Origin of the sequence: Heyndrickxia camelliae (genome assembly GCF_002844575.1) — a bacterium.
GTDB lineage: Bacteria > Bacillota > Bacilli > Bacillales > Bacillaceae_C > Margalitia > Margalitia camelliae.
In genome coordinates this window covers 72,509-95,469 of record NZ_PIQO01000002.1, presented here as the reverse complement: position 1 = coordinate 95,469, position 22,961 = coordinate 72,509, and the positions used below count along the sequence as shown (strand labels likewise).

General features: G+C 35.6%; 21 protein-coding genes. 11 read left to right on the top strand and 10 right to left on the bottom strand.

The annotated features are described in order from the left end of the window. Positions 1-109: 109 nt before the first annotated feature. The 3 genes from CWO92_RS03815 to speG form a co-directional block, all read right to left on the bottom strand. On the bottom strand, positions 110-1,462 hold the full coding sequence (locus tag CWO92_RS03815; protein ID WP_101352875.1) for an amino acid permease: 1,353 nt from the start codon (positions 1,460-1,462) through the stop codon (positions 110-112). A 63-nt stretch (positions 1,463-1,525) separates the two neighbouring features. Next, on the bottom strand, positions 1,526-2,161 hold the full coding sequence (locus CWO92_RS03810; RefSeq protein WP_101352874.1) for a LysE family transporter: 636 nt from the start codon (positions 2,159-2,161) through the stop codon (positions 1,526-1,528). 112 nt (positions 2,162-2,273) lie between these two features. Beyond that, a complete protein-coding gene (gene speG / locus CWO92_RS03805; protein WP_101352873.1) occupies positions 2,274-2,789 on the bottom strand; it encodes a spermidine N1-acetyltransferase in 516 nt (171 codons plus the stop codon). 156 nt (positions 2,790-2,945) lie between these two features. On the opposite strand from speG, the gene CWO92_RS03800 reads away from it, so the two are divergent. Continuing rightward, positions 2,946-4,637: a methyl-accepting chemotaxis protein gene (locus CWO92_RS03800; protein ID WP_165786597.1), complete on the top strand. Its 1,692-nt coding sequence runs from the start codon at positions 2,946-2,948 to the stop codon at positions 4,635-4,637. 49 nt (positions 4,638-4,686) lie between these two features. Here the strand turns inward: CWO92_RS03800 and CWO92_RS03795 are convergent, their stop codons facing one another. Together CWO92_RS03795 and CWO92_RS03790 are read right to left on the bottom strand one after the other, a co-directional pair. Then, positions 4,687-6,006, bottom strand: coding sequence for a TrkH family potassium uptake protein (locus tag CWO92_RS03795; protein WP_101353111.1), 1,320 nt, complete (start codon positions 6,004-6,006; stop codon positions 4,687-4,689). A 1-nt stretch (position 6,007) separates the two neighbouring features. Further along, the gene (locus CWO92_RS03790; RefSeq protein ID WP_101352871.1) at positions 6,008-6,667 is read right to left on the bottom strand and encodes a potassium channel family protein; all 660 of its coding nucleotides are present in this window, start codon (positions 6,665-6,667) and stop codon (positions 6,008-6,010) included. A gap of 309 nt (positions 6,668-6,976) precedes the next feature. Here CWO92_RS03790 and CWO92_RS03785 point away from each other — a divergent pair, with 309 nt between their 5' ends. After that, positions 6,977-8,254, top strand: coding sequence for an ArsB/NhaD family transporter (locus CWO92_RS03785; protein WP_101352870.1), 1,278 nt, complete (start codon positions 6,977-6,979; stop codon positions 8,252-8,254). A gap of 74 nt (positions 8,255-8,328) precedes the next feature. Here the strand turns inward: CWO92_RS03785 and CWO92_RS03780 are convergent, their stop codons facing one another. The 4 genes from CWO92_RS03780 to CWO92_RS03765 all read right to left on the bottom strand — a co-directional run bounded on the left by CWO92_RS03780 (position 8,329) and on the right by CWO92_RS03765 (position 12,985). Then, positions 8,329-9,480, bottom strand: a complete 1,152-nt coding sequence (locus CWO92_RS03780; RefSeq protein ID WP_101353110.1) for a cation:proton antiporter — start codon at positions 9,478-9,480, stop codon at positions 8,329-8,331. A gap of 200 nt (positions 9,481-9,680) precedes the next feature. Further along, entirely contained in the window at positions 9,681-11,414 is a 1,734-nt protein-coding gene (locus CWO92_RS03775; RefSeq protein WP_101352869.1) for a methyl-accepting chemotaxis protein, read from the bottom strand. Positions 11,415-11,606: 192 nt separating this feature from the next. After that, positions 11,607-11,948 carry a DUF2680 domain-containing protein gene (locus tag CWO92_RS03770; RefSeq protein ID WP_158176421.1) on the bottom strand — a complete coding sequence of 114 codons (342 nt, stop codon included), beginning with the start codon at positions 11,946-11,948 and terminating at the stop codon, positions 11,607-11,609. Between the two features lie 134 nt (positions 11,949-12,082). Next, a complete protein-coding gene (locus CWO92_RS03765; protein WP_101352867.1) occupies positions 12,083-12,985 on the bottom strand; it encodes a TetR/AcrR family transcriptional regulator in 903 nt (300 codons plus the stop codon). A 180-nt stretch (positions 12,986-13,165) separates the two neighbouring features. Here CWO92_RS03765 and CWO92_RS03760 point away from each other — a divergent pair, with 180 nt between their 5' ends. The 9 genes from CWO92_RS03760 to CWO92_RS03720 all read left to right on the top strand — a co-directional run bounded on the left by CWO92_RS03760 (position 13,166) and on the right by CWO92_RS03720 (position 22,308). Then, complete coding sequence (locus CWO92_RS03760) at positions 13,166-14,695, top strand: DHA2 family efflux MFS transporter permease subunit (RefSeq protein ID WP_101352866.1); 1,530 nt, start codon at positions 13,166-13,168, stop codon at positions 14,693-14,695. A 149-nt stretch (positions 14,696-14,844) separates the two neighbouring features. After that, the gene (locus CWO92_RS03755) at positions 14,845-15,225 is read left to right on the top strand and encodes an alkaline phosphatase family protein (protein WP_101352865.1); all 381 of its coding nucleotides are present in this window, start codon (positions 14,845-14,847) and stop codon (positions 15,223-15,225) included. A gap of 101 nt (positions 15,226-15,326) precedes the next feature. Continuing rightward, positions 15,327-15,728 carry an alkaline phosphatase family protein gene (locus CWO92_RS03750; protein WP_101352864.1) on the top strand — a complete coding sequence of 134 codons (402 nt, stop codon included), beginning with the start codon at positions 15,327-15,329 and terminating at the stop codon, positions 15,726-15,728. 156 nt (positions 15,729-15,884) lie between these two features. After that, the gene (locus CWO92_RS03745; RefSeq protein WP_101352863.1) at positions 15,885-17,099 is read left to right on the top strand and encodes an MGDG synthase family glycosyltransferase; all 1,215 of its coding nucleotides are present in this window, start codon (positions 15,885-15,887) and stop codon (positions 17,097-17,099) included. Between the two features lie 277 nt (positions 17,100-17,376). Beyond that, complete coding sequence (gene galU, locus CWO92_RS03740; RefSeq protein ID WP_101352862.1) at positions 17,377-18,264, top strand: UTP--glucose-1-phosphate uridylyltransferase GalU; 888 nt, start codon at positions 17,377-17,379, stop codon at positions 18,262-18,264. A 116-nt stretch (positions 18,265-18,380) separates the two neighbouring features. Then, entirely contained in the window at positions 18,381-20,072 is a 1,692-nt protein-coding gene (locus CWO92_RS03735) for a DUF6044 family protein (RefSeq protein ID WP_101352861.1), read from the top strand. Positions 20,073-20,202: 130 nt separating this feature from the next. Further along, entirely contained in the window at positions 20,203-21,288 is a 1,086-nt protein-coding gene (locus CWO92_RS03730) for a bifunctional glycosyltransferase family 2/GtrA family protein (RefSeq protein ID WP_101352860.1), read from the top strand. Then, positions 21,285-22,001: a lysophospholipid acyltransferase family protein gene (locus CWO92_RS03725; protein ID WP_235851554.1), complete on the top strand. Its 717-nt coding sequence runs from the start codon at positions 21,285-21,287 to the stop codon at positions 21,999-22,001. The genes CWO92_RS03730 and CWO92_RS03725 overlap by 4 nt, the downstream gene beginning before the upstream one ends. Beyond that, complete coding sequence (locus tag CWO92_RS03720) at positions 21,988-22,308, top strand: MGMT family protein (protein ID WP_101352859.1); 321 nt, start codon at positions 21,988-21,990, stop codon at positions 22,306-22,308. The genes CWO92_RS03725 and CWO92_RS03720 overlap by 14 nt, the downstream gene beginning before the upstream one ends. 171 nt (positions 22,309-22,479) lie before the next feature. Here CWO92_RS03720 and CWO92_RS03715 read toward each other — a convergent pair whose 3' ends face one another. After that, positions 22,480-22,800 carry an ArsR/SmtB family transcription factor gene (locus CWO92_RS03715; RefSeq protein ID WP_101352858.1) on the bottom strand — a complete coding sequence of 107 codons (321 nt, stop codon included), beginning with the start codon at positions 22,798-22,800 and terminating at the stop codon, positions 22,480-22,482. Between the last annotated feature and the right edge of the window lie 161 nt (positions 22,801-22,961).

Here is a 22,961-nt window from a genome sequence, read left to right as displayed (position 1 = left end):
TTTTTATATATAGGAGAACTGTGGATTCCGTTATTTGATCAAAATCAAAATTCTTGCGTTTTTTTGTGAATAGCCATCCTGAGTATGACTAAGCCATAAAATCCGTGTACTAAGAAATTACTTGAGTTTTTGCTTTTCTATTTATAATGATGGAAATAACAACAATTACCGCTACTACTCCTATACTAACGTACAAACCCGGCCGAATTTCTTTGTCCAAAGTGGTCCCGCATATAGCAGCTAAAATAAGAATATTGCCAAAGATGGACATCACTTTTTCCCACATCTTTAATTGCAAAAGACGAAGGGCAGAAATGATGATGAAAAACCAATTAAATAGAAGTAAAATGCCGGCTGCTGTTGTTATATACTCATATATTTTTCCCGGCAATAATAAAGCAGTAATGATGGAAACAAGCAAGCCAGCTGTTGCAAGCCCTAAGGAAGGGAGAGGCAAATCCTTCCACTTCTTTAGCTTCTTAGCAAAAAATTTTGGAGCATCCCCGTCTTCTGCCAACGTAACAAGCAATTGCGTAACCCCAAATAAAGATGCTGTCATCGTTGAAAAACCAGCAATGATGATAGCTCCATTGAAGACATGTGGAAAAAAGGGAAGGTGATAATCATCCATCGCTTTTACAAATGGACTTTCTTTTTCGCTAAAGACATGGTAGGATTCCATGCAGACAACTAGTCCTAGAGAAAGAACATAGATAATACCTAGAGCAATTAACATATTTGTACCTGCTTTTGGGGCGTCCTCTTTCTTCTTCAGCTGCATCGCCATCATACCGATTACTTCTATTCCGCCAAAAGCGTAAAAGGCATAGATAATTGCAGCGCCAAAACCTTTCCAGCCCTTAGGAAATAGGGCATCCCATGTATGGGGGAAACTAGGATTATCAGAATGTCCGTTTATCCAGCCTAAAAGGGCTGTAGCAGCTAATATGATAAACATGAGTATGGCAGCTGTTTTCAGTATAGCTAGGATATTTTCAATTTTATCGAACCCCTTCGTGCCTAATAAAACAACGATAATGGCGAGAATCGCGTAACCTGCAGAGAAAACCCAAAGCGGCACCTGATGGAACCAAAAGCGTGATAAGATGGACAAGCCGGTTAACTGGCTCCCCATGATAAGAATATTAGAACACCAATAATTCCATCCGCATGAAAACCCGGCCCATTTCCCATATCCCTTTTTTGCATAATAGCAAAAGGAGCCTTCCTGAGGGTCCTCGGCTGTCATTCTAGCCAGCATATTAAAAACTATGTATGTGCCGATTGCTGCTAGGATAAAAGCAAATACAATCGAGGGTCCAGTTGTTTTAATGCCAATGCTAGATCCAAGAAAATACCCAGTACCAATCGTACATCCAACACCGATAAGGGAAAGCTGCCACCATTTTAAATGACCTTGTTTTGATTCTTTACTTTTATCTTTAGTATTTTTTTCTCCCAATCCAAACCCTCCTCATGATTATTACTGTTTACAAAAGGAGGTATGAATATGTAAGTCATTTATTTAGAAAAACAATGCTTTAATCCCTTGACTTCCAAAATATATCCCGAATCCAATCATGGAGATTCCAGATAAATAGGAGATAATCTTAAGAAAGTTTGTATTTAAAAATTTACGTGATCCGCTAGAAAGAGATGCCATAAAAACATCCCAAAGAGTTAACCCTAGAAATATCATGCTTGTACAAATAAACGTTTCATATGGTCCGTAATTTATAGCTATTTTTGCAAGGACCGATCCGTATATGCCAATCCAAAACATAATGGATAAAGGATTAGTAATGGACATAAGAAAACCCGTTAGAAAGCAGGAAATTAAGGAATCTTTATTTCGTGTCTGTGAAATGGCCAGTTTTTTTCCACTTGTGATGCTTTCGATTCCTGTATAAATTAATACAAAAGCACCAAATAGCCATAGGAAAACCTGAATAATTGGGATATTAATAAATTGGGTAAAGCCTAAATATACAATTGCCATAAAAATTCCATCCGCTGTTACAGCTCCTGCTCCCACAATCCAGGCATGAAAAAATCCATTTTTGATTCCTTTATCAATCTGCGCAGAATTTACTGGCCCAATCGGTGCAGCTAATGATAAGCCTAAAAAGATGTAACTAAGCAGTAACCCTCCACTTAACAAAAACGATCCCCTCCAAGTATGAACTTGTACATTTTATGTAAAGGGGAACGATAATAAAACAATTTTATTTTAAGATATTTAAATGTAAACTAACAAAGCTGAATAGAGTGGGTTACATTAATTCTAAATATTGCTTTTGGAAAATGCACATTCTAATCGCATTATGATAAGTCCCATCCACGAAAAACTCATCCTGAAAAATGCCCTCCTCCTGAAAACCCGCTTTTTTATAGATATGGATGGCCTTTTCATTGGTCGAATCCACAATCAGATAAAGCTTATGCATGTTTAATACCGAAAACGCATAATCCATTGCCATTCGAGTTGCCGTGCTCGCATAGCCATGATTTTGAAACCTTGGATCTATAATAATTTGAAATTCAGCTCTTCTGTGTATATAGTCTATCTCCACCAATTCCACTAATCCAACCATTTCCTCATCTTTTTCCAAAATAAATCTTCGTTCTCCTTGATCATGGATATGTTTATCGTATAGATCTTGAAGCTCTACAAAAGCTTCATAGGGTTCTTCAAACCAATAGGACATGATTTTAGCATTGTTATTGAGTTTATGAATGAACTCTAAATCCTCTCTTTCAAGTGGTCGTAGTTTAATTTCATCCGTCATTTCATCTTCCTCCATATACTTATGCTTTAACTTTAATATGACATAAACGAGAATATCCCATTCATGACAATGTATAAGAGGATTTCTAAACTTTTTGCGCAATCTGTCGAAATAAAAGATAGGAAACTTTAACCTAAACAAGGAGATATGTACAACATGAAATGGTCCATAAAGAAAAAGATTATTACAGGTTTTAGCAGTGTTATTTTTTTATTAGTGCTATTAGCGGGGATATCCTATTTTGAGCTATCTAGTGTGAATAAAACATATAACAACTTAATTGAAGTGACGTCTAAGAAAGTTGATTTAGCAAATCAATTAGAAACGCAATTTTATCAGCAGAGTGCGAATATTCGCGGTTATTTACTAACGGGAAGTACCTCTTATTATAATCAATATCAAGTGGCAAAAGACAATTACAAAAACACGATGATAAAACTTAAAAAACTTGTGAAAAGCTCCTTAGGCAAAAGTCTATATGCAAGTCTTGACGATATGGATGATAAGTACTTTGCAGCAGCAGAGCACCAGATAGAACTAAAAAATGAAAATAAACAGGATGAATTAACCTTGTATACATCAAATACTGTAAATGACATCACTATCAGTTTCCAAAAAAGTATCGAGGATTTAAAGAAACATCAGGAAGATGAGCTGTTAAAGGTTAATAGCGAAACGACTGTTCATGTAAAAAATGTGCAAGCATTATTAATCATAATCACCGTAGCGACTTTCATTATTGCCATCATTATTGAAATGATTATTGGCAGAATGATATCCAATCCAATTAAGAAAGTATCAGATGCAATGAAAGTAGTTGCAATGGGTGACTTAAGTATTAAACAAGTAAAGGTAAAAAGTAAGGATGAGCTCGGGGAATTGTCCGATTCATTTAACAAGATGGTACAGGACTTATCAGCTGTTGTTCACCAAGTATCGGATTCAAGTGTTCAGGTTGCGGCAAGCTCCGAGCAACTAACTGCTAGTGCCCAGCAAAGTACGAGCGCTGCAGAACAGGTAACACGAGTGATAACGGAAAATGCAGAAGGTACGGAACAGCAGCTTCGGACATTTAATGAAATGACTGATTCCATTAAAGAAATGGCTGTAGGGATGGATCAAATTGCTGATGCAAGTGAGGAAATGCTGCATTCCTCCGAAGAAACTCGTAACCTTTCAAGAAAGGGCACGGAATCTATTGCAAATGTAGTTTCCCAAATGAAGGAGATTCATCTGTCTGTTAATGAAGCTGTAAAGACAATTCATACATTAGCAAAACGCTCCGATGAAATAAGAAAAATCACGGACCTTATTACAGGTATTGCAGAACAAACTAATTTACTGGCATTAAATGCTGCAATAGAAGCCGCTCGTGCTGGAGAACAAGGGAAAGGTTTTGCTGTCGTAGCAGATGAAGTACGCAAATTGGCGGAAGAATCAAGCAAATCCTCTGAACAGATTTCTATAATGATTTCTACCATTCAAGAGGAAACAAAGAAGGCAGTATTATCGATGGAATCAGGAAATGAAAAAGTAAATACAGGACTTACATACACAACAGAAGCAAATGAGTCCTTTACTAGAATTGCAGAATCTATTGGGAAAGTAACCGGAAAGGCAGAGGATGTGTCTGCTTCGGTGGAAGAGATTCAAGCAATGGCATCTCAAATTGTTGATGCAGTGGAGAAGGCAAGGAAGGTTTCCGAGCAGGTAGCAGCTGGTAGTCAAGAAAATGCTGCAGCCTCTGAAGAGCAATTAGCGACAATGGAAGAAATTACTAGCTCCGCTGAATCACTTTCAAATTTGGCAGATGAATTGCAGGTTGTTATATCAAAATTTAAATTGTGATAAAGAAAAAGGTGTATGAAATCAGCATTTCATGCACCTTTTCATTCATTCATCCAGTTAAAATATCCTCATTTGGATAACGGATACTTGCTTGTTCCGATTTGGCAAAAGAAACAGCGAGTGTTAAAGGACCAAGCTTGCCAATAAACATCATCATGATAATGATTATTTTACCGATAATCGTCAATTTTGTCGTTAATCCCATGGTTAAACCAACTGTTCCAAAAGCAGAAATTACCTCAAATAATACCTTAAGAAACGGAGCTTTTTCCGTTATACATAAAACAAACACGGACAGGAATATGGCCAGTAGGGCAATGCTGAATATCGCTAATGATTTTAATAAAATGGAATTGGTGATGGTTCGTTTTGCCAATACAATTTCCTGTTTACCTTTAATAAAAGTAATAACAGAAATAACGATAACAATAAATGTCGTTAACTTTATTCCTCCACCTGTTGATGCACTTCCTGCACCAATAAACATTAATATTAAAAATAATAAGGCAGTAGGTTCCTTTAAGTTGCTAAGGTCCATTGTCTGGAATCCTGCTGTTCTGGTTGTCACCGCCTGAAAATAGGAAGCCCATAATTTATCCGGTGTGGATAAATGCCCTAATGTATGTGGATTGTGATATTCCAATATATAAATGAATACCATTGCAAGCAAATTAGTTACAATCGTTCCAATAATCATGATTTTAGAGTGAAGGCTTAACTTCCGAAAGCTTTTTTTAGACCAAATGTCAGACATAACTGTAAAGCCGATTCCTCCAAGTATGATAAGACCGGTAATTCCGATATTGACAATTGGATCGCCCACATACCTTATCAAATTATCGGACCACACTGAGAATCCTGCATTATTAAAAGCAGAGATAGAGTGGAAGAAACTATAAAAGATACCACGCCAAAACCCGTATTCAGGGATCCATTTAATCGATAAAAACAGCATGGCAATAAATTCAATCATGAATGAAAAAAGAAAAAGATTTCGAACAAGCTTAATGACACCTCCTAAGGATGTCTGATTTAAGCTTTGTTGAATAAGAATTCGTTCCTTAAGTCCAATTTTTTTTCCTAACATAATAAAAATTAAAAGGGCAAAGGAAACAATGCCTAATCCGCCAATTTGAATCAAGGCGATAATGACAAATTGACCAAACAGGGTAAATTCCTTTGCAGAATTAATGGTAGAAAGACCTGTTACTGTCATTGCCGATGTTGCAGTAAATAAGGCATCAATCCAGCGAACGTAATGAAAGGACGCAATAGGTAATTTCAATAAACAGGTACCGAGCATAATAGCTGTAAAAAACACTAATATAAGCAGCTGAGAAGGGCTAAGATGGATCACTTTGTGCTTTATCTTAGACACCTTCTTCCTCAAATCTATTTATATCCTCGTTCTTCCCAATTACAATTAATATATCACCCTTGAAAATCTTATCTTCTGCCATCGGAGAAACAATGATATCGGTACCTCGTTTGATTGCCACGATATTACACCCATACTTTGCACGAACATCTAGTTCAATTAATGTATGAAGATGGATCTTATCCGTAGCCATAATCTCAACAATTCCGAATTCCTCTGACAACTCGATATAATCTAAAATTTTTTCGGAAACCATGTGATGGGCAATTCGCTTCGCCATATCTCTTTCTGGATTTATGATACGATCCACACCAATCTTTTTTAGTACTTTTTCATGATAGGTATTCTGTGCTTTTGCCCAAACTTCTTTGATTCCCATATCTTTAAGTACTAACGAAGTAAGAATGCTTGCTTCTATGTCATCACCAAAAGAGACAAAGACCAGATCAAAATTACGTATACCTAAATTTTTTAAGGTAATTTCATCCATTGTATTTGCTTGCACTGCAGCAGTTGAATACTGGGCCATCTCGTTTACTTTATCGATATCTTTATCTACCGCTAACACTTCTGTACCTAATTCGTGAAACTCTTTGACAAGACTGCCGCCAAAGCGTCCAAGTCCTAAAACGGCAAATTGCTTTTTCTTCATAAAAAATCCTCTCCTGCAACATAACATGTATTACTTTTCTTTTAAGTTTCCCCAACAGATTATTTATATCATTTGTGGGTATTTGAATATGATATCTACCCTAAAACAATATCATAAATCAATGAAAAGTTGTTGCAGAAAATCAAACTTTTTGATACCATGAATTTAAATTAAATAGGAACGTTTTATTGGAGGAGCCTGTCATATAGGGCTCCTTTTTTGCGTTTTTTAGGGAATTTATTTCCTTTTTAGCGAATGTTTTTATTTAAATATTAGAAAGATAAGTCTAGTGAGAAAAGGGGCTGTGTTATGACTAATGAAGCACTTTATGCCATTATCATCTTTTTCCTAACCTATGGAATCATTATTTCAGAAAAAATTCATCGCACGATTATTGCGATGATTGGTGGAGGACTAATGGTTCTTTTAGGGATAGTGAATCAAGAAACTGCTATCCATCATATTGATTTTAATACAATCGGTCTATTAATTGGTATGATGATTATAGTGTCTATTACCGCGGAAACTGGTGTATTTAAATATGTGGCGATATGGTCTGCAAAAAAGGTAAAAGGGCGACCGCTTTGGATATTAATCGTTCTTTCGATTATTACTGCAGTAGGATCTGCTTTTTTAGATAATGTAACCACGGTTCTGCTGATGGTTCCTATCACATTCAGTATCACAAGACAGCTAGGTATTAATCCTATGCCGTTTCTTATTACGGAAATACTGATGTCCAATATTGGCGGAACCGCTACAATGATTGGGGACCCGCCAAATATCATGATTGGAAGTGCGGTGTCATCCATCACTTTTATGGATTTCATTACAAATTTAGCACCTATTGTTCTTGTGATTATCATTGTTACGATGATAATACTTGCTTTTTTCTATCGAAAAGGATTACGTGTTTCAGATCAGGTCAGGGAGCGAATCATGCATCTTAATGAAAAGGATGAAATTACCGACAAAACATTAATGATAAAATCCTTAACCGTGATGGGATTAACGATCATCGGTTTCTTTGTCCATCAAATCATCGAGGTAGAATCCGCGACTATTGCGTTAATGGGAGCTTTTCTTTTATTGATATTAGTAGGAGAAAGTTATTTGGACAATGCTCTTACAAAAGTAGAATGGACGACTATCTTCTTCTTTGTCGGTCTCTTTGTTCTCGTATCAGGATTAGTAGAAACAGGAGTGATTGCAAAAGTTGCAACTTATGCGATCCATTTAACAGGTGGAAATGAGACATCTACCTCGTTCCTTATCCTCTGGTTAAGTGCCATAGCGTCCGCTTTTGTAGATAATATTCCGTTTGTTGCCACAATGATTCCGCTAATTGAACAGATGGGATCACTTGGAATCCACGATTTAAATCCTTTATGGTGGAGCTTATCCTTGGGAGCATGTTTGGGAGGAAATGGAACATTAATTGGTGCCAGTGCTAACTTGATTGTTGCTGGAATGGCAGGGAAAGAAGGATATAAAATTTCTTTTATCAAATATACGTTAATCGGTCTGCCAATTATGTTTATAAGTGTGGCGATTTCGATGGTATATATTTATATTAGATATCTCTAATAGAATAATGAATTTCTAAAAAAAGCAATGCAATTCGATGCGAATAGCATTGCTTTTAACCTTGGTTTTACCAACTATGCAGCGTTCGTTTCTGTTTCCGTATTTCGTTTAAAAAATAGCTTCATCATGGGAGGAGTTACTATCGTAGTAACAAGAACTACCACTACGATGACCGCGAACATTTCTTGACTAAGCAATTTGGTCTCTAAACCTATTGCAGCAATAATTAAGGCAACTTCACCACGAGAGACCATTGCAGAACCGATTCCCAATGAGCTATTCCAGCCGAATCCGGCCAATTTTGCCCCAATGGCTGCCCCAACTAATTTCGTAAGGATAGCTAAAATACTTAGACATACGATAAGCATAATATTTTTCGTAATACCTGAAAATTCGGCTGTAATACCAATAGAAGTGAAAAATATCGGAACAAAAATAGAATAGCTGATGGTTTCTACCTTCTCAAAAATATCATGCTTGAATTTCGTAACACTTATTGCGACACCTGCTATATAAGCGCCAATGATAGCAGCGACTCCCGTATATTCAGCTAAATAAGCATAAATAAAGCAAATAATCAGAGCGGATGATATCACCGTCTCAGAGATCTTTAATGAGGAGAATTTTTGCAAAAACCAAGGAACGAGTTTCCAGCCAACAAGAATTGCTCCTGCAAAGAATAGTACTTTCTTTAGTATTACCGTTGTTAAATGAACATCTCCACCAGAAAAGCTCATTAAGAAGGCCAATGCAAGGACGACCACTATATCATCAATTACAGCTGCACCTAAGATAGTCGTTCCTTCCTGCGTTTTCAATTGGTTCATTTCTTTGAGTGCTTGAACAGAAATACTTACACTTGTTGCGGAAAGTAATAAACCTAGAAATATTGATTCCATCATATTAAGATGTAAAATCATCCCTGCAAAATACCCTAAAACCAATGGAACAATAATCCCTCCAAAACCGACAAAAGTAGACGCTTTGCCTGTACGTTTAAATTCATCGATATCAGTTTCTAATCCAGCTATAAACATTAACAATATAACGCCTATTTGACTGAATTCCGCCAAGATTTCTGTGTCCTTTACTAATCCAAGAACGGACGGGCCAAGCACAATACCGATTAAGAGTTTCCCTAATACAGAAGGCTGTCCTAATCTTACACTTAGGCTACCAGCTATTTTCGAGGCAATTAATATAATGGCTATTTGTAAAATTAACACATCGATTTCCACCTTTCGTTTTATAAGTTTTCTTTGTTTTAATAAAAAAATACAAAAAAAGCCCATCACCAAGGGACATACTAATCCCTAGTGACAGGCTCCTCCGAGTCATTTCTATTGAATTACTTACACTATAACATATTTAACGTAAAAAGTGGAGATTTTCATAAAATTGACAAATCATGAATTTACTTCTTTTCTTAAAATTTAAATTGCTGAACTAAATTATTTAAATTAGTCGCTTGTTCTTCCAGACGCTTGGCGCTTTTTGCCACTTCCTCCATTGAACTGCTCGATTGCTCAGTCGTAGCGGTAACTTCCTCGACGCCAGCCGCTGTTTCTTCCGACACAGATGCAATGGTATCTATAGCCTCATTGATTTCTTTTGTATTATCCAATACTTGGAACATTGCTGCAGCCATATTTTCAACCTGTTTGCCTGATTCTTTAATGGTATCTTTAAGATCATTAAAGGTTTCGCCGGTAATATTTATTTGTTTTGTGCCATCGTTTACCAATCGATAGCTATCTTCCAATGTGTCTACCACTTGTTTGGATTCATTTTGTATATCTGTCACAATGGTTGTAATATTGGAAATAGATTGAGTAACTTGATCTGCTAATTTTCTTACCTCATCGGCAACGACGGCAAAGCCTTTTCCATGTTCACCTGCACGTGCTGCTTCAATAGCTGCATTTAATGACAACAAATTCGTTTGCTCCGAAATATCTTTAATGACTTTCACTAAATCAGTGATTTGGCCTGTTTTATTATCCAATCCTTTTACCATATCCAATGATTGTTTAATTCTCTCATCTATTACATGCATTTGTTGAACGGATTGCTGCATGTTTTGACTACCTTCATCGGTTACATTCAACATTTGAGTGGAGCTTTCTTTTACCGTTTCCCCCTGTATTGCTACTTGCATAATGGTTTGTGAAAAATCACTCATTTTTTCTAATAGTGTAGTTGCAGAGTGTGCTTGTTCTTCCGCACCATTAGATAGCTCCTGCATGGTAGTGGCAATTTGGGTTGTTCCGATTCCCACTTCATCTGCATACTGTGTTAATTCTTCACTTTGGCTAGTTACATGATCAGATACTTTCGTAATATCAAGAATCATGTCTCGAAGCTTTTCTTTCATGTAGTTCATAGAGGTTTGTAATTGACCTATTTCATCTTTTCTTTTAGTTTGTGTTACTTCCGCGGTAAGATTTCCGCTGGCCATTTCTCCCATTTGCAAGGTAATCTTTTTAATTGGATCCGCCAAATGCTTAGAAAATAGGAGAGTAATAATAATCCCTACTATTAAGGCAATTGCCAATGTAATGAGCAATACATAGAGAATAGTGTCAGCAGACTTGTAAAAGTCCATTGAATAAGTTCCTGCCGAAATTACCCATCCCCAGTTTGGATCGCTTTCGCTGTAGGTTATTTTTTCTGCCTGATGATTTTTATCATTTGGAAGCTGCCAATCATATGTAACAAATCCTCCGCCGGACTTTGCTTTTTTCACTAAATCTTGAATATAATAGTATCCTTTTTTGTCTTTTAAACTCCAAGCATTTTGTCCCTCTATGGAAGGATGTGCAAGCTCATTTCCTTTACTATCTAACACAAAAAAATAGCCGTTTTTTCCAAGGTCCGTTTTGTTAGTAATCGTTCTGGTTCCATCTGTATTTTTAGGACCGATGAGAGCAGTTTTTACTTTTTCCTGTGCTTCTTCTAAAGTTAAATGGCCTTTAACTACCTCATCATTCAACCCATTTATCATTTGAATGGCCATTTTTACTCCGTTTTTTAAATTGGTTTGACCCAAATCATTGAGATGCTGCCTTGCCTGAGTATAGCCGATTAGTCCGATAATTAATGCAGGTATAGCTAGCATGAGCAATGTCGTACAAATAATTTTTGATTTAATAGATTTCATCTTTGTTCCCTTCCCTATAACAGTATAAATATCCTTTATCTAGTTCATTCTACTTTTTATATCGGTATAAAAAAAAAAAATTAAATGTTGCCTGACAAAATTTCGACAAAAAGGACCTATACTAACTACAAAAAAACCAATGAAACCATTTGTATAAAAGGGGTTTCATTGGTTTTTTATGTAATCAATCTTTTAGTCATTATGGTGATGATGACAGTGGTGATGATGCATTTTGTTCCAATGCATATCGGGACCGTTTTCTTTTATATCCTGATAATGCTCATTTATTCCTTTAAGCATCTTATCGCCTTTTTCCTTTGGAATTACTCCATATTCTACATACTTCATAATCAGCTGTTTTCGCTTTGTTAGTAAATCCAGATGTATCTTTGTTAACTCTTCTTTTTGTTGTTTGGTTAGTTTTACCACTTGTTTTTGCGATTCCGTATTCGTCATTGGCTCAGCATGAACAGGAAGTGCCACAAGCATTACAAGCAAGGGTAATATCAAGATTGCCTTCATTTTGTTCAACATAGTATTCATCTCCTTTCCGAAAAGATTATTTATATACTCTGCAATTTTTATAAAATAATACATTTTTTGTCATAAGTGATGAGGTGGCTGCATTTTTAATTACCAATAAAAAAAGCAGCAAAGGGGCTGCTTGCTTAATCGCTATCATTTTGATGGATATATTGGTGAATGAGATTAATTATTGTATGAAGTTCCTTTTTCATTACTTTGCATGGATCCTCCACTAAGGAATCCAATGCGCTTTCCACCAGGTACACACGAGGCTGTTTGGAATGAAGGACTTCCTCCTGAAGAAAATCAAGCAACTCCATCCATTTTAACTGTTGTTTTTCATTTGGACACTCTTTCCTAACAATTCTCTTTAAATTGGTTAAAGCTTGCTCGAGCTTTTTTTGATTTTTCATCCTTTTATTGGTTGGAAACCATTCTTCTATTAAACGCGGATCATGCAATTGTTCACCAGCGGATGAGACCTCCTCCACCACACTGGATATACGATTTATGCAATAGCGTATAATCCGTTGAATAGTCAAACCAGGTTGCTTTTGATGAAAGAATACATGAAATTGATGGTGAAGCATTCCCGTAAAAAGGATTGTGCAATCCAATAAATATGGTTTCTTATCATCACCATAAATATCGACCATGCGATAAAATGTCCAATTCAATTGATTTAACTGCATTTGTTTTAAGAAATCTTTGAAGTCCATATCATTTGAAAACAAAACTTCCTCAAATAAGGCAAAAAGCTTATTTTGTTTATTCAATTTCATTTGTAGCTCTATTTGTTTAATGAATATCTCCTGATCAGATGGATCTTGCCCAATTAGAAGTTTATTTCGTTCTATCTCCAGAATTTCATGAAGGGAATTGAAAATGGCTATCAGCAATTCTTTTTTGGAAGAAAAATAATTATAAAAAGTTCCTTTTGAAATACCGCTAAAGTCTAAAATGTCTTGAATGGATGTAGCCTGGAATCCTTTTTCCATAAATAATTGATGAGCCATTTTGATTACATGCTGTTTTCGGTCATTCATTTATATCACCTAAAAATAATAATAAACTACCAGTCTAATGCAATACTATCGCAATTTATTTTTTTATACAATACGAGCATTTTTTTGTTGCAAAAAGGGAGCAATCCGTTTAATATAATCTTTGCGTTATAATCAAAGTATAAAAAAATGGACTATTAGTCCAAAGAGAGGGGTAACTAGATGGACGCATCTTTATTAGAAACAAAAAAACCTCCGTATGGGATTATTGTCATCCTGCTAATTGGAGCGTTTATTTCCATATTAAATGAAACGTTATTGAATATTGCCTTACCTTCCATTAAGGATGATTTTCATGTTTCGATGTCAACGGTGCAGTGGCTTGCAACCGGTTATATGCTTGTAAATGGGGTTATGATACCAGCCACAGCATTTCTCATTCAAAGGTATACCGTTCGCCGTTTATTTCTAGTGGCAATGAGTTTGTTCTCTATCGGTACGATTTTAGCAGGGTTTTCTCCAGAATTTTGGGTTTTACTAGCTGGACGAATCGTTCAAGCTTCTGGTTCTGCTATTATGATGCCTCTATTAATGAATGTAATGCTCACTTCCTTTCCTATTGAGAAAAGAGGAGCAGCAATGGGCTTATTCGGATTAGTTATGGTGTTCGCGCCTGCAATTGGACCTACTTTATCCGGTTGGATTGTGGAACACTATTCATGGAGAATGCTTTTCCATATTGTCATGCCGATTGCAATTGCTATTGTAGTTATTGCCTTTTTCCTATTGAAAGATAAAAAAGAAAAAGTAGAAATAAAGCTGGATACACTCTCATTTATTTTATCCACAATTGGGTTTGGCGGAATTCTCTATGGATTCAGTTCTGCAGGAGATAAAGGCTGGGATGCGCCAGAAGTTTATATTACCTTAATCGTTGGCGGTCTTTCTTTAATTCTCTTTATTTGGCGCCAGCTTGTAATTCCAGTGCCGATGTTGGAATTTCGTGTTTATAAATATCCAATGTTTACATTAGCTTCTGCTATTTCTGTTGTATTAATGATGGCAATGTTTTCTGCCATGTTATTGTTACCGATGTATATCCAAACAATTAGAGGGATTTCTCCATTGAAATCAGGTTTAATGTTACTCCCAGGTGCGCTTTTAATGGGCCTTATGTCTCCGATTACAGGAAAACTGTTTGATAAATTTGGCGGAAGAGTTTTAGCAATAATCGGCCTGACAATTACGATTGTTACTACTTATTTCTTTAGTACTTTGACACTATCCACTACGTATACGGAATTGATTCTATTATATACTGCACGTATGTTCGGTATGTCCATGGTAATGATGCCTGTCATGACAAATGGTTTAAATCAATTACCACAGCGGCTTAATCCGCACGGTACAGCAATGAACAATACATTGCAGCAAGTATCTGGTGCTATTGGTTCTGCCCTGCTAATCACGGTAATGTCAAACCGCACGGAAACACATGCAACAAATTTAATTACATCTGCTACGAAAAAGCTTACTGGTCAGGAAAGCCCGGCACAAATTGCTGCATTAAAAGAGCATTTGGGTATGAAAGCAATGGTGGAAGGAATTAATGATTCCTTTAAAGTTTCTGTTTGTATTGCACTTGTTGCATTGATACTTGCTTTCTTCATGAAACGTGTGAAGCCGAATCGAGAAGAAATATCGCAGGAAACAACCAAACAAACTTTCGTGAAACAAGCAACCGAAAATTAACTGGAAAAACAGATCAATTTTATTGGTCTGTTTTTTTTTATCGGATTATTTATCTCATACAACAAAAAATGGATAGTAGGTTGACTCAAATTAGGTAAATGAGAATATATAATAAAAAAACGATATAATTTATCCAAGAAGGTGGAGCAATGAAGAAAGTAAAATGGGTCATCGGGTTGATAGGACTGGTTCTAATAGGGTGTATTATAGTTTTTTTGGTGAAAAATCAGCATCATTATGAAAATGTTTCACAATCGAAAAAGCCAGTTAAAAGTGAATGGAATCTTCCAAAGCCTAAACATATTATTATTGTGGTTGTGGAAAATCACTCATACAATCAAATTATTGGAAATAAAGATGCACCTTACATTAATCAACTTGCCGATCATGGTGTCCTATTTACCAATTCCCATGGGATTGCACATCCTAGCCAGCCCAACTATCTTGCATTATTCTCTGGAGATACACAAGGAGTCACAGGTGATAGCTGCCTTATACCTTTTCTTCTAATAATTTGGCAAATGCGTTAAAAAAGGTCGGAAAAAGCTTTGCCGGATATTCAGAAGATTTACCTTCTGTTGGTTTTAAAGGCTGCAAGTCACAGTCTTACCATCGGAAGCATAGCCCATAGGTGAATTTTTCTAATGTACCCAAAAGTTATAACTTACCGTTCACTAGTTTTCCGCAAAACTATAATCTTTTACCGACCGTTTCTTTTGTCATCCCTAATTTAATACATGATATGCATGATGGTACGGTGAAGCAAGCAGATACTTGGTTAAAGAAAAATTTACAAGGGTTTATCCAATGGGCGAGTAAAAATGATAGTTTATTTATTTTGACATGGGATGAGGATAATTTCAAAAAGCCGAACCAAATTCCAACGATTTTTGTAGGGCCAATGGTGAAAACAGGGGAATATTCAAATTATATTGATCATTATTCAGTTTTGCGCACGATTGAAGATATGTATGGAATAAAACCTCTGGGAAAGTCAAAAAATGTTTCATCCATACAAGGAATCTGGAAATAACGATGTCTTTTATTGAATCAAGTTGATTTTTTTAGAGAGGGCTAATTTTAGTCCTCTTTTTTGGTATGTGAAAAATATCAAATGAACTTTCTGCCTTTTAAGTAAGTCTGTTAATTTGTAGGTTTATTTATTGCCTTTAAAAAAGGAGCTAACAAAATGAAAAAAGTATTAATATTTCCCTTTATGCGGATGCCATCTGGACATCATCAGGTTGCAGAAGCGGTTATTCATTTATTAAACGAAAACATGGACAATTTGATTATTAATAAAATGGATTTTTTAACTTATACAAGCAATCAATTAGAAAGAATGATTACAAAATCCTATTTAAAATGGATTCGCTATGCACCAGGAACATATGAATGGGTGTATAAGCATCTATTTTATACAGGATCCTCTGTAAAAGTCAGATGGTATCATCATTTATTTCTAGTTAAAATGCAGCAATTAATAGAAGAGGAACAACCGGATCTAATTATATGTACACATGGTTTTCCTTCCTTATTACTTAGCCATTTAAAACAAAAAGGGAAGCTTACTACTCCAGTAGTTAATGTCTATACTGACTTTTTTATCAATAGTGTGTGGGGGAAAAAGGGCATCGATGCTCACTTTGTTCCGAATCAACAAATTAAAAGACGATTATTGGAAGAGTATCAAATTTCAGCAACAAAGGTTTTTGTTACGGGAATACCAGTGCATGGAGATTTTAAAAAATTAGGGAATCATTTGGACTGGAATCATAACCGCAAAAAAATTCTCGTATCAGGTGGAAGCAGTGGCTTGGGAGCTATTCTAACTATGTTGCAGGAGGTAAGAGAGTCTAATCGTTTTGAATATATCGTGTTATGCGGTAATAATCAGCGGCTTTACCAAGAAATATCTTCCTGGAATGTATCTCATATTCATCCTGTATCTTATATATCCTCAAGATTAGATATGAATGCACTATATGAGCAGGCAGATGCAATCATCACGAAACCAGGGGGAGTAACAGTAAGTGAAGCATTGCAAAAGAGACTGCCTATTTTCATACATTCCGCACTGCCTGGTCAAGAAGAAATAAATTTGAAATTTTTAAAACAAAATAGACTAGTGTTTGAATTGCATCATGCAGATACTTTTGAAAATCAGTTGTCTTCTGTTTTAGATAATAGCAAGTCACTATCCCAATTGTTTGAAAGAAAGGATAGTTATTTTCAAGGACTTGAATTGCATGATGCCCAAAGCATTCTTAAGGTAATGCAATCTTTACTTGAGAGAAAAACCTACACGAAAGGCCGCAGTACTTTTATGGAAAAGCTTTATCCTGCTTTTTGGGGCAGAAATGCTACTTCGACAAGAATTACAAGTGGAAATTCACATTCATGAATCATGGAATTGATACCAAGGATGCAACATTTTTCGAAAAAGATTAGAAAAAGAGAAATAAAAATGGAAAGATGGTCATAATGGCAAATAAGGGAAATGAAAATCGGACTAAATAACAAGTTGTTGTCATTATATATAATAAGGCTTTTTTCTAACCAATGTAATTGAAGAGGAAGAATATTGTTTGCCGAATTTCTTATCTTAATATTTAGTTATTAACGATGCGTGATTTATGAAAAAGCCTTTAATAAAGTTAGCTTTCTTGGGGGAGAAATAAATGAAAAAACATATTAAAAAGGCGATTATACCTGCTGCAGGTCTTGGAACAAGGTTTTTACCAGCTACAAAGGCAATGCCGAAAGAAATGCTACCGATTGTCGATAAGCCCACTATTCAATATATTGTGGAGGAAGCTTTTCAATCCGGTATAGAGGATATCATTATTGTAACTGGTAAAGGTAAACGGGCAATTGAAGATCATTTTGATCATGCAGCTGAACTAGAATTAACCCTTTTAAAAAGAGGAAAATTGGATTTATTAGAGAGTGTACAAAGGCCTTCAAAATTGGCTAATATTCACTATATAAGGCAAATGGAACCAAAGGGGCTTGGCCATGCTGTCTGGTGTGCCAGAAAATTTATTGGAGATGAGCCATTTGCAGTATTATTAGGGGATGATGTGATCCAATCCGATATTCCCTGTACAAAGCAGTTGATTGATATATATGAGGAAACTGGTTCAACTGTTGTTGGGGTGAAGCAGGTTCCTAAAGATGAAACAAACCGATATGGAATCATTGCTCCGTTAAGTCAGCAGGGCAAGGTATATGATGTGAATTATTTTGTAGAAAAACCATCTGTTCAAGAGGCTCCTTCAAATTTAGCGATTATGGGACGCTATATATTAACTCCTGAAATTTTCCCCATTTTAGAGCAGCAAAAAAGCGGTGTCCAAGGGGAGATTCAGTTAACAGATGCGATAATGGAATTAAATAATCAGCATAAAGTACTGGCATATGCCTTTGATGGTATGCGATATGACGTGGGAGAAAAGCTTGGATTTATTTTAACCAATATTGAATTTGCTTTAAAAGAGCCAGAAATCAAAGAACCCTTATTGAAAAAAATGCGTGAATTGTTAGAAACAGTGACAGAACCTCTGTAACCGTATAATAACTAATGGTTGAAGCGCATGTTTTGATTTATTAAAAATTTGAAGAGATAAGTATCTATCCATTTTTACTTAGTTATTCAATTATGATTGGTGTGTGGAGATAAGAAATGAATGTAGAAACTTCCTCGAATTGGATCAAGGAAAAAAAACTTTTACTCATTGCAGCAATTATACTTATTGCATTTCTCGCTCCTGTTTTTATTTTAGGTGAGAACAGCCATATACGAGTCCATGATAATATGGACTCTAATATCGCCTGGTATAAAGTGATGAAGGAAAGTGGACAGCTATTTGGACCAATTAATGCAACAATTCCCCAAATTATTAACGGTTTGCCGAGAAATTCATTTGGTACCGAATTCAGTGGAATAGAGTGGCTTCATGAAATATTCCCGTCAATAGTAGCATATGGGATAAGTCAAGCACTGATTCGAATCTTTGCATTTATAGGAATGTATTTGCTGTTAAGAAGGCATTTTGTTAAGAAGGATGATGCATATCCGATTCGGGTATGGGTCTCGTTGGCATTTGCCTTGACACCTGTTTGGCCATCCGGAATGCTCAGCACGCTTGGGCAGCCATTGGCTTTATGGGCATTTTTAACGATCAGAGAAAGAAAAGGAGCATGGAAAGAATGGCTTACTCTAACACTATTACCGTTCTACTCTAGTTTTGTATTGGGGTTTTTCTTTTTCCTTGTGGCAATGGGCTTACTTTGGATACGGGATGTAATTGTAAAGCGGGACTGGAATGTTAAATTTTTAGGAAGTATCGGATTTATGACCTTATTGTATTTGGGAATTGAATATCGCCTCGTTTATTCGCTGGTATTCCCAACAGAACCTACAAGCAGAAACGAATTTGTCAGTTCAACCCTTGGATTTTGGCACTCCATCCGATTAACGTTTAAAAATTACTTTCTGGGCCATACCCATGTAATGACTTTGCATACGTTAGTCATTGTTCCGCTATCTTTCATTGTATTATGGAAACTGTGGAAAGAAAAAGCTTTGCGATTCGAAAAACGCTATGTCCAAATTTTTATTCTAAATTTTGTTCTTTCTTTATGGTATGCTTTTTGGTTTTATAAGGGCTGGGAGCCATTAAAGGAAAGAATTAATTTGTTGAATACCTTTAATTTTGCTAGGTTTCACTTTTTGCGGCCACTAATTATCTATATGATGTTTGCAGTAGGTGCCTGCATCCTATGGAAGTATGGGCGGAATTGGCGGGAATTTGTAAAGGTATGTTTAATCATGCAGATTGTCGTTTTATGTGCCTGTAATCCGGAAATTTATTATCGTGTTGCTGGAGCACCTTCTTTTAAACAATTTTATGCAGAACATGAGTTCAAGGAAATCAGTGATTATATTGGAAAGCCAAAATCATCTTATCGAGTTGCGAGCATTGGCCTTCATCCCGCAATTGCTCAGTACAATGGCTTTTACACGATTGATACATATAATAATTTTTATCCGTTAGCGTATAAGCATCAATTTCGTAAAATTATTGCCGGAGAGCTGGATAAAAGCCCTAGTTTAAAGAAATATTTTGATACATGGGGTGGCCGCTGCTATCTTTTTGTAGCGGAACTAGGAAAAAAATATGATTTTCGTAAGGATTCTAAAAAGAAAATCCATCATTTAGATTTTAATATTAACGCATTCAAGAACTTAGGAGGAAAATATATTTTCTCTTCCGTCCCAATCTTAAACGCTGAACAGGATGGATTACATTTTCTAAGATCATTTGAAGATAAGGATGCTGCATGGAAAATATATTTATATGAAGCAAAATAACGCATAATTTATAGGAAGTACATATTTTGTACTACATTTAAAGTCCCAAGTAAATCATTAGAAATAGAAAAAAAGAAAGTATAAAATTGAATTGGATTCGGACGTATTTGGGTATGAAAGGGGGTGCGAAATGAAAGAATGTGTCGTTATAATTCCTGCCCTTAATCCTGAAGAAACTTTAATTGACTATGTTGCGGAATTGTTAAATAAAGGTGCTCTGCAAATAATTGTCGTAAACGACGGTAGCGATAAGGAGCTGCTTCCTATTTTTGAAAAACTAGCTTCCAATGAACGGTGCACAGTTCTAACACATGATGTAAATTGTGGAAAAGGAAGAGCATTAAAAACAGCCTTTGCCTATGTTCTGGAAAACTATAAAGAGTTAGCCGGTGTTATCACAGCCGATGCGGATGGACAGCACACGATACAGGACGTTTTTAAAATTGCAAAAGAATTAGAGCGAGATCCGAATGGGATTATTTTAGGGGTTAGGGATTTCGATCAAACAAATATTCCCAAACGGAGTTTGATCGGAAATAAGTTAACAAGTTTTATTTTCCGTTTGTTATATGGATATAACATTAAAGATACGCAAACAGGGTTAAGAGGAATACCTATCAATTTGCTGCCTGCTTTTGTAAAATTAAAAGGCGAGCGCTATGAATATGAAATGAATATGCTTATTCAAGTAAAAAAACTGAATGCAACTATGAGTGAAGTACCGATTGAAACGGTATATTTTAATAATAATGAAGGATCACATTATAATTCCATAGTCGATTCTACTAGAATATTTATTCGGCTTATATCGGGCTTTTTGCAATATTTTTTTTCGACGGTAACGTCCGGCATCATTGATGTTTTCGTTTTTGTTCTGCTTAATAATTTTCTTTTAAAAGATTTACCGCTTGAATGGCGAGTGTTTTATTCTACATTCATAGCAAGGGCTATTTCCTCCTCCTATAATTTTTATATTAATAGAAGAATCGTCTTTAAAGCGGGCAACACATTTTTTAAGTCAATTTTAAAATACTATATTTTGTGTCTAGCAATTATAATTTCTTCTTATTTACTAATTACATGTACCAATAAATTTTTGGGGATCAATGTTGTTTTTGCAAAAATATGTTTCGATATCATTTTAGGAATATGTAGCTATCAAATCCAGCTTCACTGGGTATTTAAAAAAAGAAAAAGGATGTATGAAGGACAGTGAAACCGATAAAGAAAAATTTCTATGGAATATTATTTTTAATATGCCGAAGAATTGTCCGTATTTTCTATCCAAAGTATACAGTACAAACACCAAAAAATTCCGGACCTGTCGTCTATATCACACATCATCAAAATTTATTTGGACCATATATTCTTTTGCTATGGTTCACGGAATGTATACATGCATGGATTCTCCATGTTTTTCTTAATCGAAAAGCGTGCTATGACCATTATGTAAATTACACTTTTACAAAAAGATTTGGCTGGAATCGCACATTGGCTGCAATATGTGCGTTTTTCATTTCATCATTTGTTCCTAATCTTCTTCATTCCAGTAAAGGCATCCCAGTATATAGAGGATCAAGGAAAATTGTCCATACATTTAAGCATAGTGCAGAGGTAATGTCCAATGGTGAGAGCATTGCCATTTTTCCTGATACGGACTATAGTGATACATCTTCTGAAATGAAGGATATGTATGATGGTTTCCTTTCTATTGAAAAATATTATTTCAACATAACCCGCAAACATGTTTGCTTTATTCCGTTGTATGTGAGTAAGAAAAAGCGGAAAATTATTGCTGATAAGCAAATTTATTTTAGAGATGGGAAACCATTTAAGGAAGAAAAACAAATCGTATATGACCAAATCCTAGCAGAGCTTCATCGGTTAGCGGCATTATGTGGGGATATTAAACAAGATGGAAAGGGATGAACTTGTGTCACCATTTACAGCTCAGGTTATCGCAATTATTCGCACTATTCCATCGGGAAAAGTAATGACTTATGGACAAATTGCGGCACTTGCTGGAAGTCCAAGAGGAGCAAGACAGGTTGCTAGAATTCTTCATTCTATGAGTAAGAAGCACCAATTACCTTGGCATCGTGTCATAAGTTCAAAAGGGGAAATCTCCTTAAAGGACGATGAACAAAAAATGGCTCTTCAATTAGAAGGAGTAGAGGTAAATAACTGGTCGATAAATCTGTCCATATATCAATATTATCCGGATAATAATGCCTAACTATTCACTCAATAGTTAGGCATTATGTATAAACATATAAATTATTTCCAGTATTATCTTTTGTCTAGCGCAATCAGCCATCAGTGAGTATGATTTAATTCAAACATTTTGTAAAATTACATTACAAATTTTCCCCTTCCATACGCTGATGAGTATGGCGCTTCCGTTTTTCTAAGTGTGATAGGTATGGTCAATAGCTTTCCTTAATAATTCCATAACATGCTCATCATCATGAGAGTAGTAGATGGTTGTTCCCTCTCTGCGAAATTTAACGAGTCTGACATTTTTTAAAAAGCGCAGTTGGTGGGAGACGGTTGATTGAAGTAATGAAAGGGATTCAGCAATATCGTTAACAGAATGCTCACCAGAAAATAATAAATTTAATATTCTCAAACGTGTCGGATCTGATAGTGCTTTAAATGTTTGGGAGACCATAAATAATGTTTCTTCATCAAGATCGTAGCTCTCAATTGGTTCCTTTTCCTCGCTCATCTTATCACCTCAGTTATTTCCTTTTCTCTAAGTATAAAAAAATCAATGGCATATAACAACGAATACACAATAATTAAAATAAAATTCTCACTTTTATTGACATCTTTCACGTCGACTACATATAATGAAAACAAGTACATTATATGATTAATTGTTCATAT

Bases quoted from the DNA above. Each gene is read 5' to 3' on its own strand.
- speG (WP_101352873.1), bottom strand. From the start codon at position 2,789: ATGACGGATGAAATTAAACTACGACCACTTGAAAGAGAGGATTTAGAG.
- CWO92_RS03800 (WP_165786597.1), top strand. From the start codon at position 2,946: ATGAAATGGTCCATAAAGAAAAAGATTATTACAGGTTTTAGCAGTGTT.
- CWO92_RS03790 (WP_101352871.1), bottom strand. From the start codon at position 6,667: ATGAAGAAAAAGCAATTTGCCGTTTTAGGACTTGGACGCTTTGGCGGC.
- CWO92_RS03785 (WP_101352870.1), top strand. From the start codon at position 6,977: ATGACTAATGAAGCACTTTATGCCATTATCATCTTTTTCCTAACCTAT.
- CWO92_RS03775 (WP_101352869.1), bottom strand. From the start codon at position 11,414: ATGAAATCTATTAAATCAAAAATTATTTGTACGACATTGCTCATGCTA.
- CWO92_RS03770 (WP_158176421.1), bottom strand. From the start codon at position 11,948: ATGTTGAACAAAATGAAGGCAATCTTGATATTACCCTTGCTTGTAATG.
- CWO92_RS03765 (WP_101352867.1), bottom strand. From the start codon at position 12,985: ATGAATGACCGAAAACAGCATGTAATCAAAATGGCTCATCAATTATTT.
- CWO92_RS03760 (WP_101352866.1), top strand. From the start codon at position 13,166: ATGGACGCATCTTTATTAGAAACAAAAAAACCTCCGTATGGGATTATT.
- CWO92_RS03755 (WP_101352865.1), top strand. From the start codon at position 14,845: ATGAAGAAAGTAAAATGGGTCATCGGGTTGATAGGACTGGTTCTAATA.
- CWO92_RS03745 (WP_101352863.1), top strand. From the start codon at position 15,885: ATGAAAAAAGTATTAATATTTCCCTTTATGCGGATGCCATCTGGACAT.
- galU (WP_101352862.1), top strand. From the start codon at position 17,377: ATGAAAAAACATATTAAAAAGGCGATTATACCTGCTGCAGGTCTTGGA.
- CWO92_RS03735 (WP_101352861.1), top strand. From the start codon at position 18,381: ATGAATGTAGAAACTTCCTCGAATTGGATCAAGGAAAAAAAACTTTTA.
- CWO92_RS03730 (WP_101352860.1), top strand. From the start codon at position 20,203: ATGAAAGAATGTGTCGTTATAATTCCTGCCCTTAATCCTGAAGAAACT.
- CWO92_RS03720 (WP_101352859.1), top strand. From the start codon at position 21,988: ATGGAAAGGGATGAACTTGTGTCACCATTTACAGCTCAGGTTATCGCA.
- CWO92_RS03715 (WP_101352858.1), bottom strand. From the start codon at position 22,800: ATGAGCGAGGAAAAGGAACCAATTGAGAGCTACGATCTTGATGAAGAA.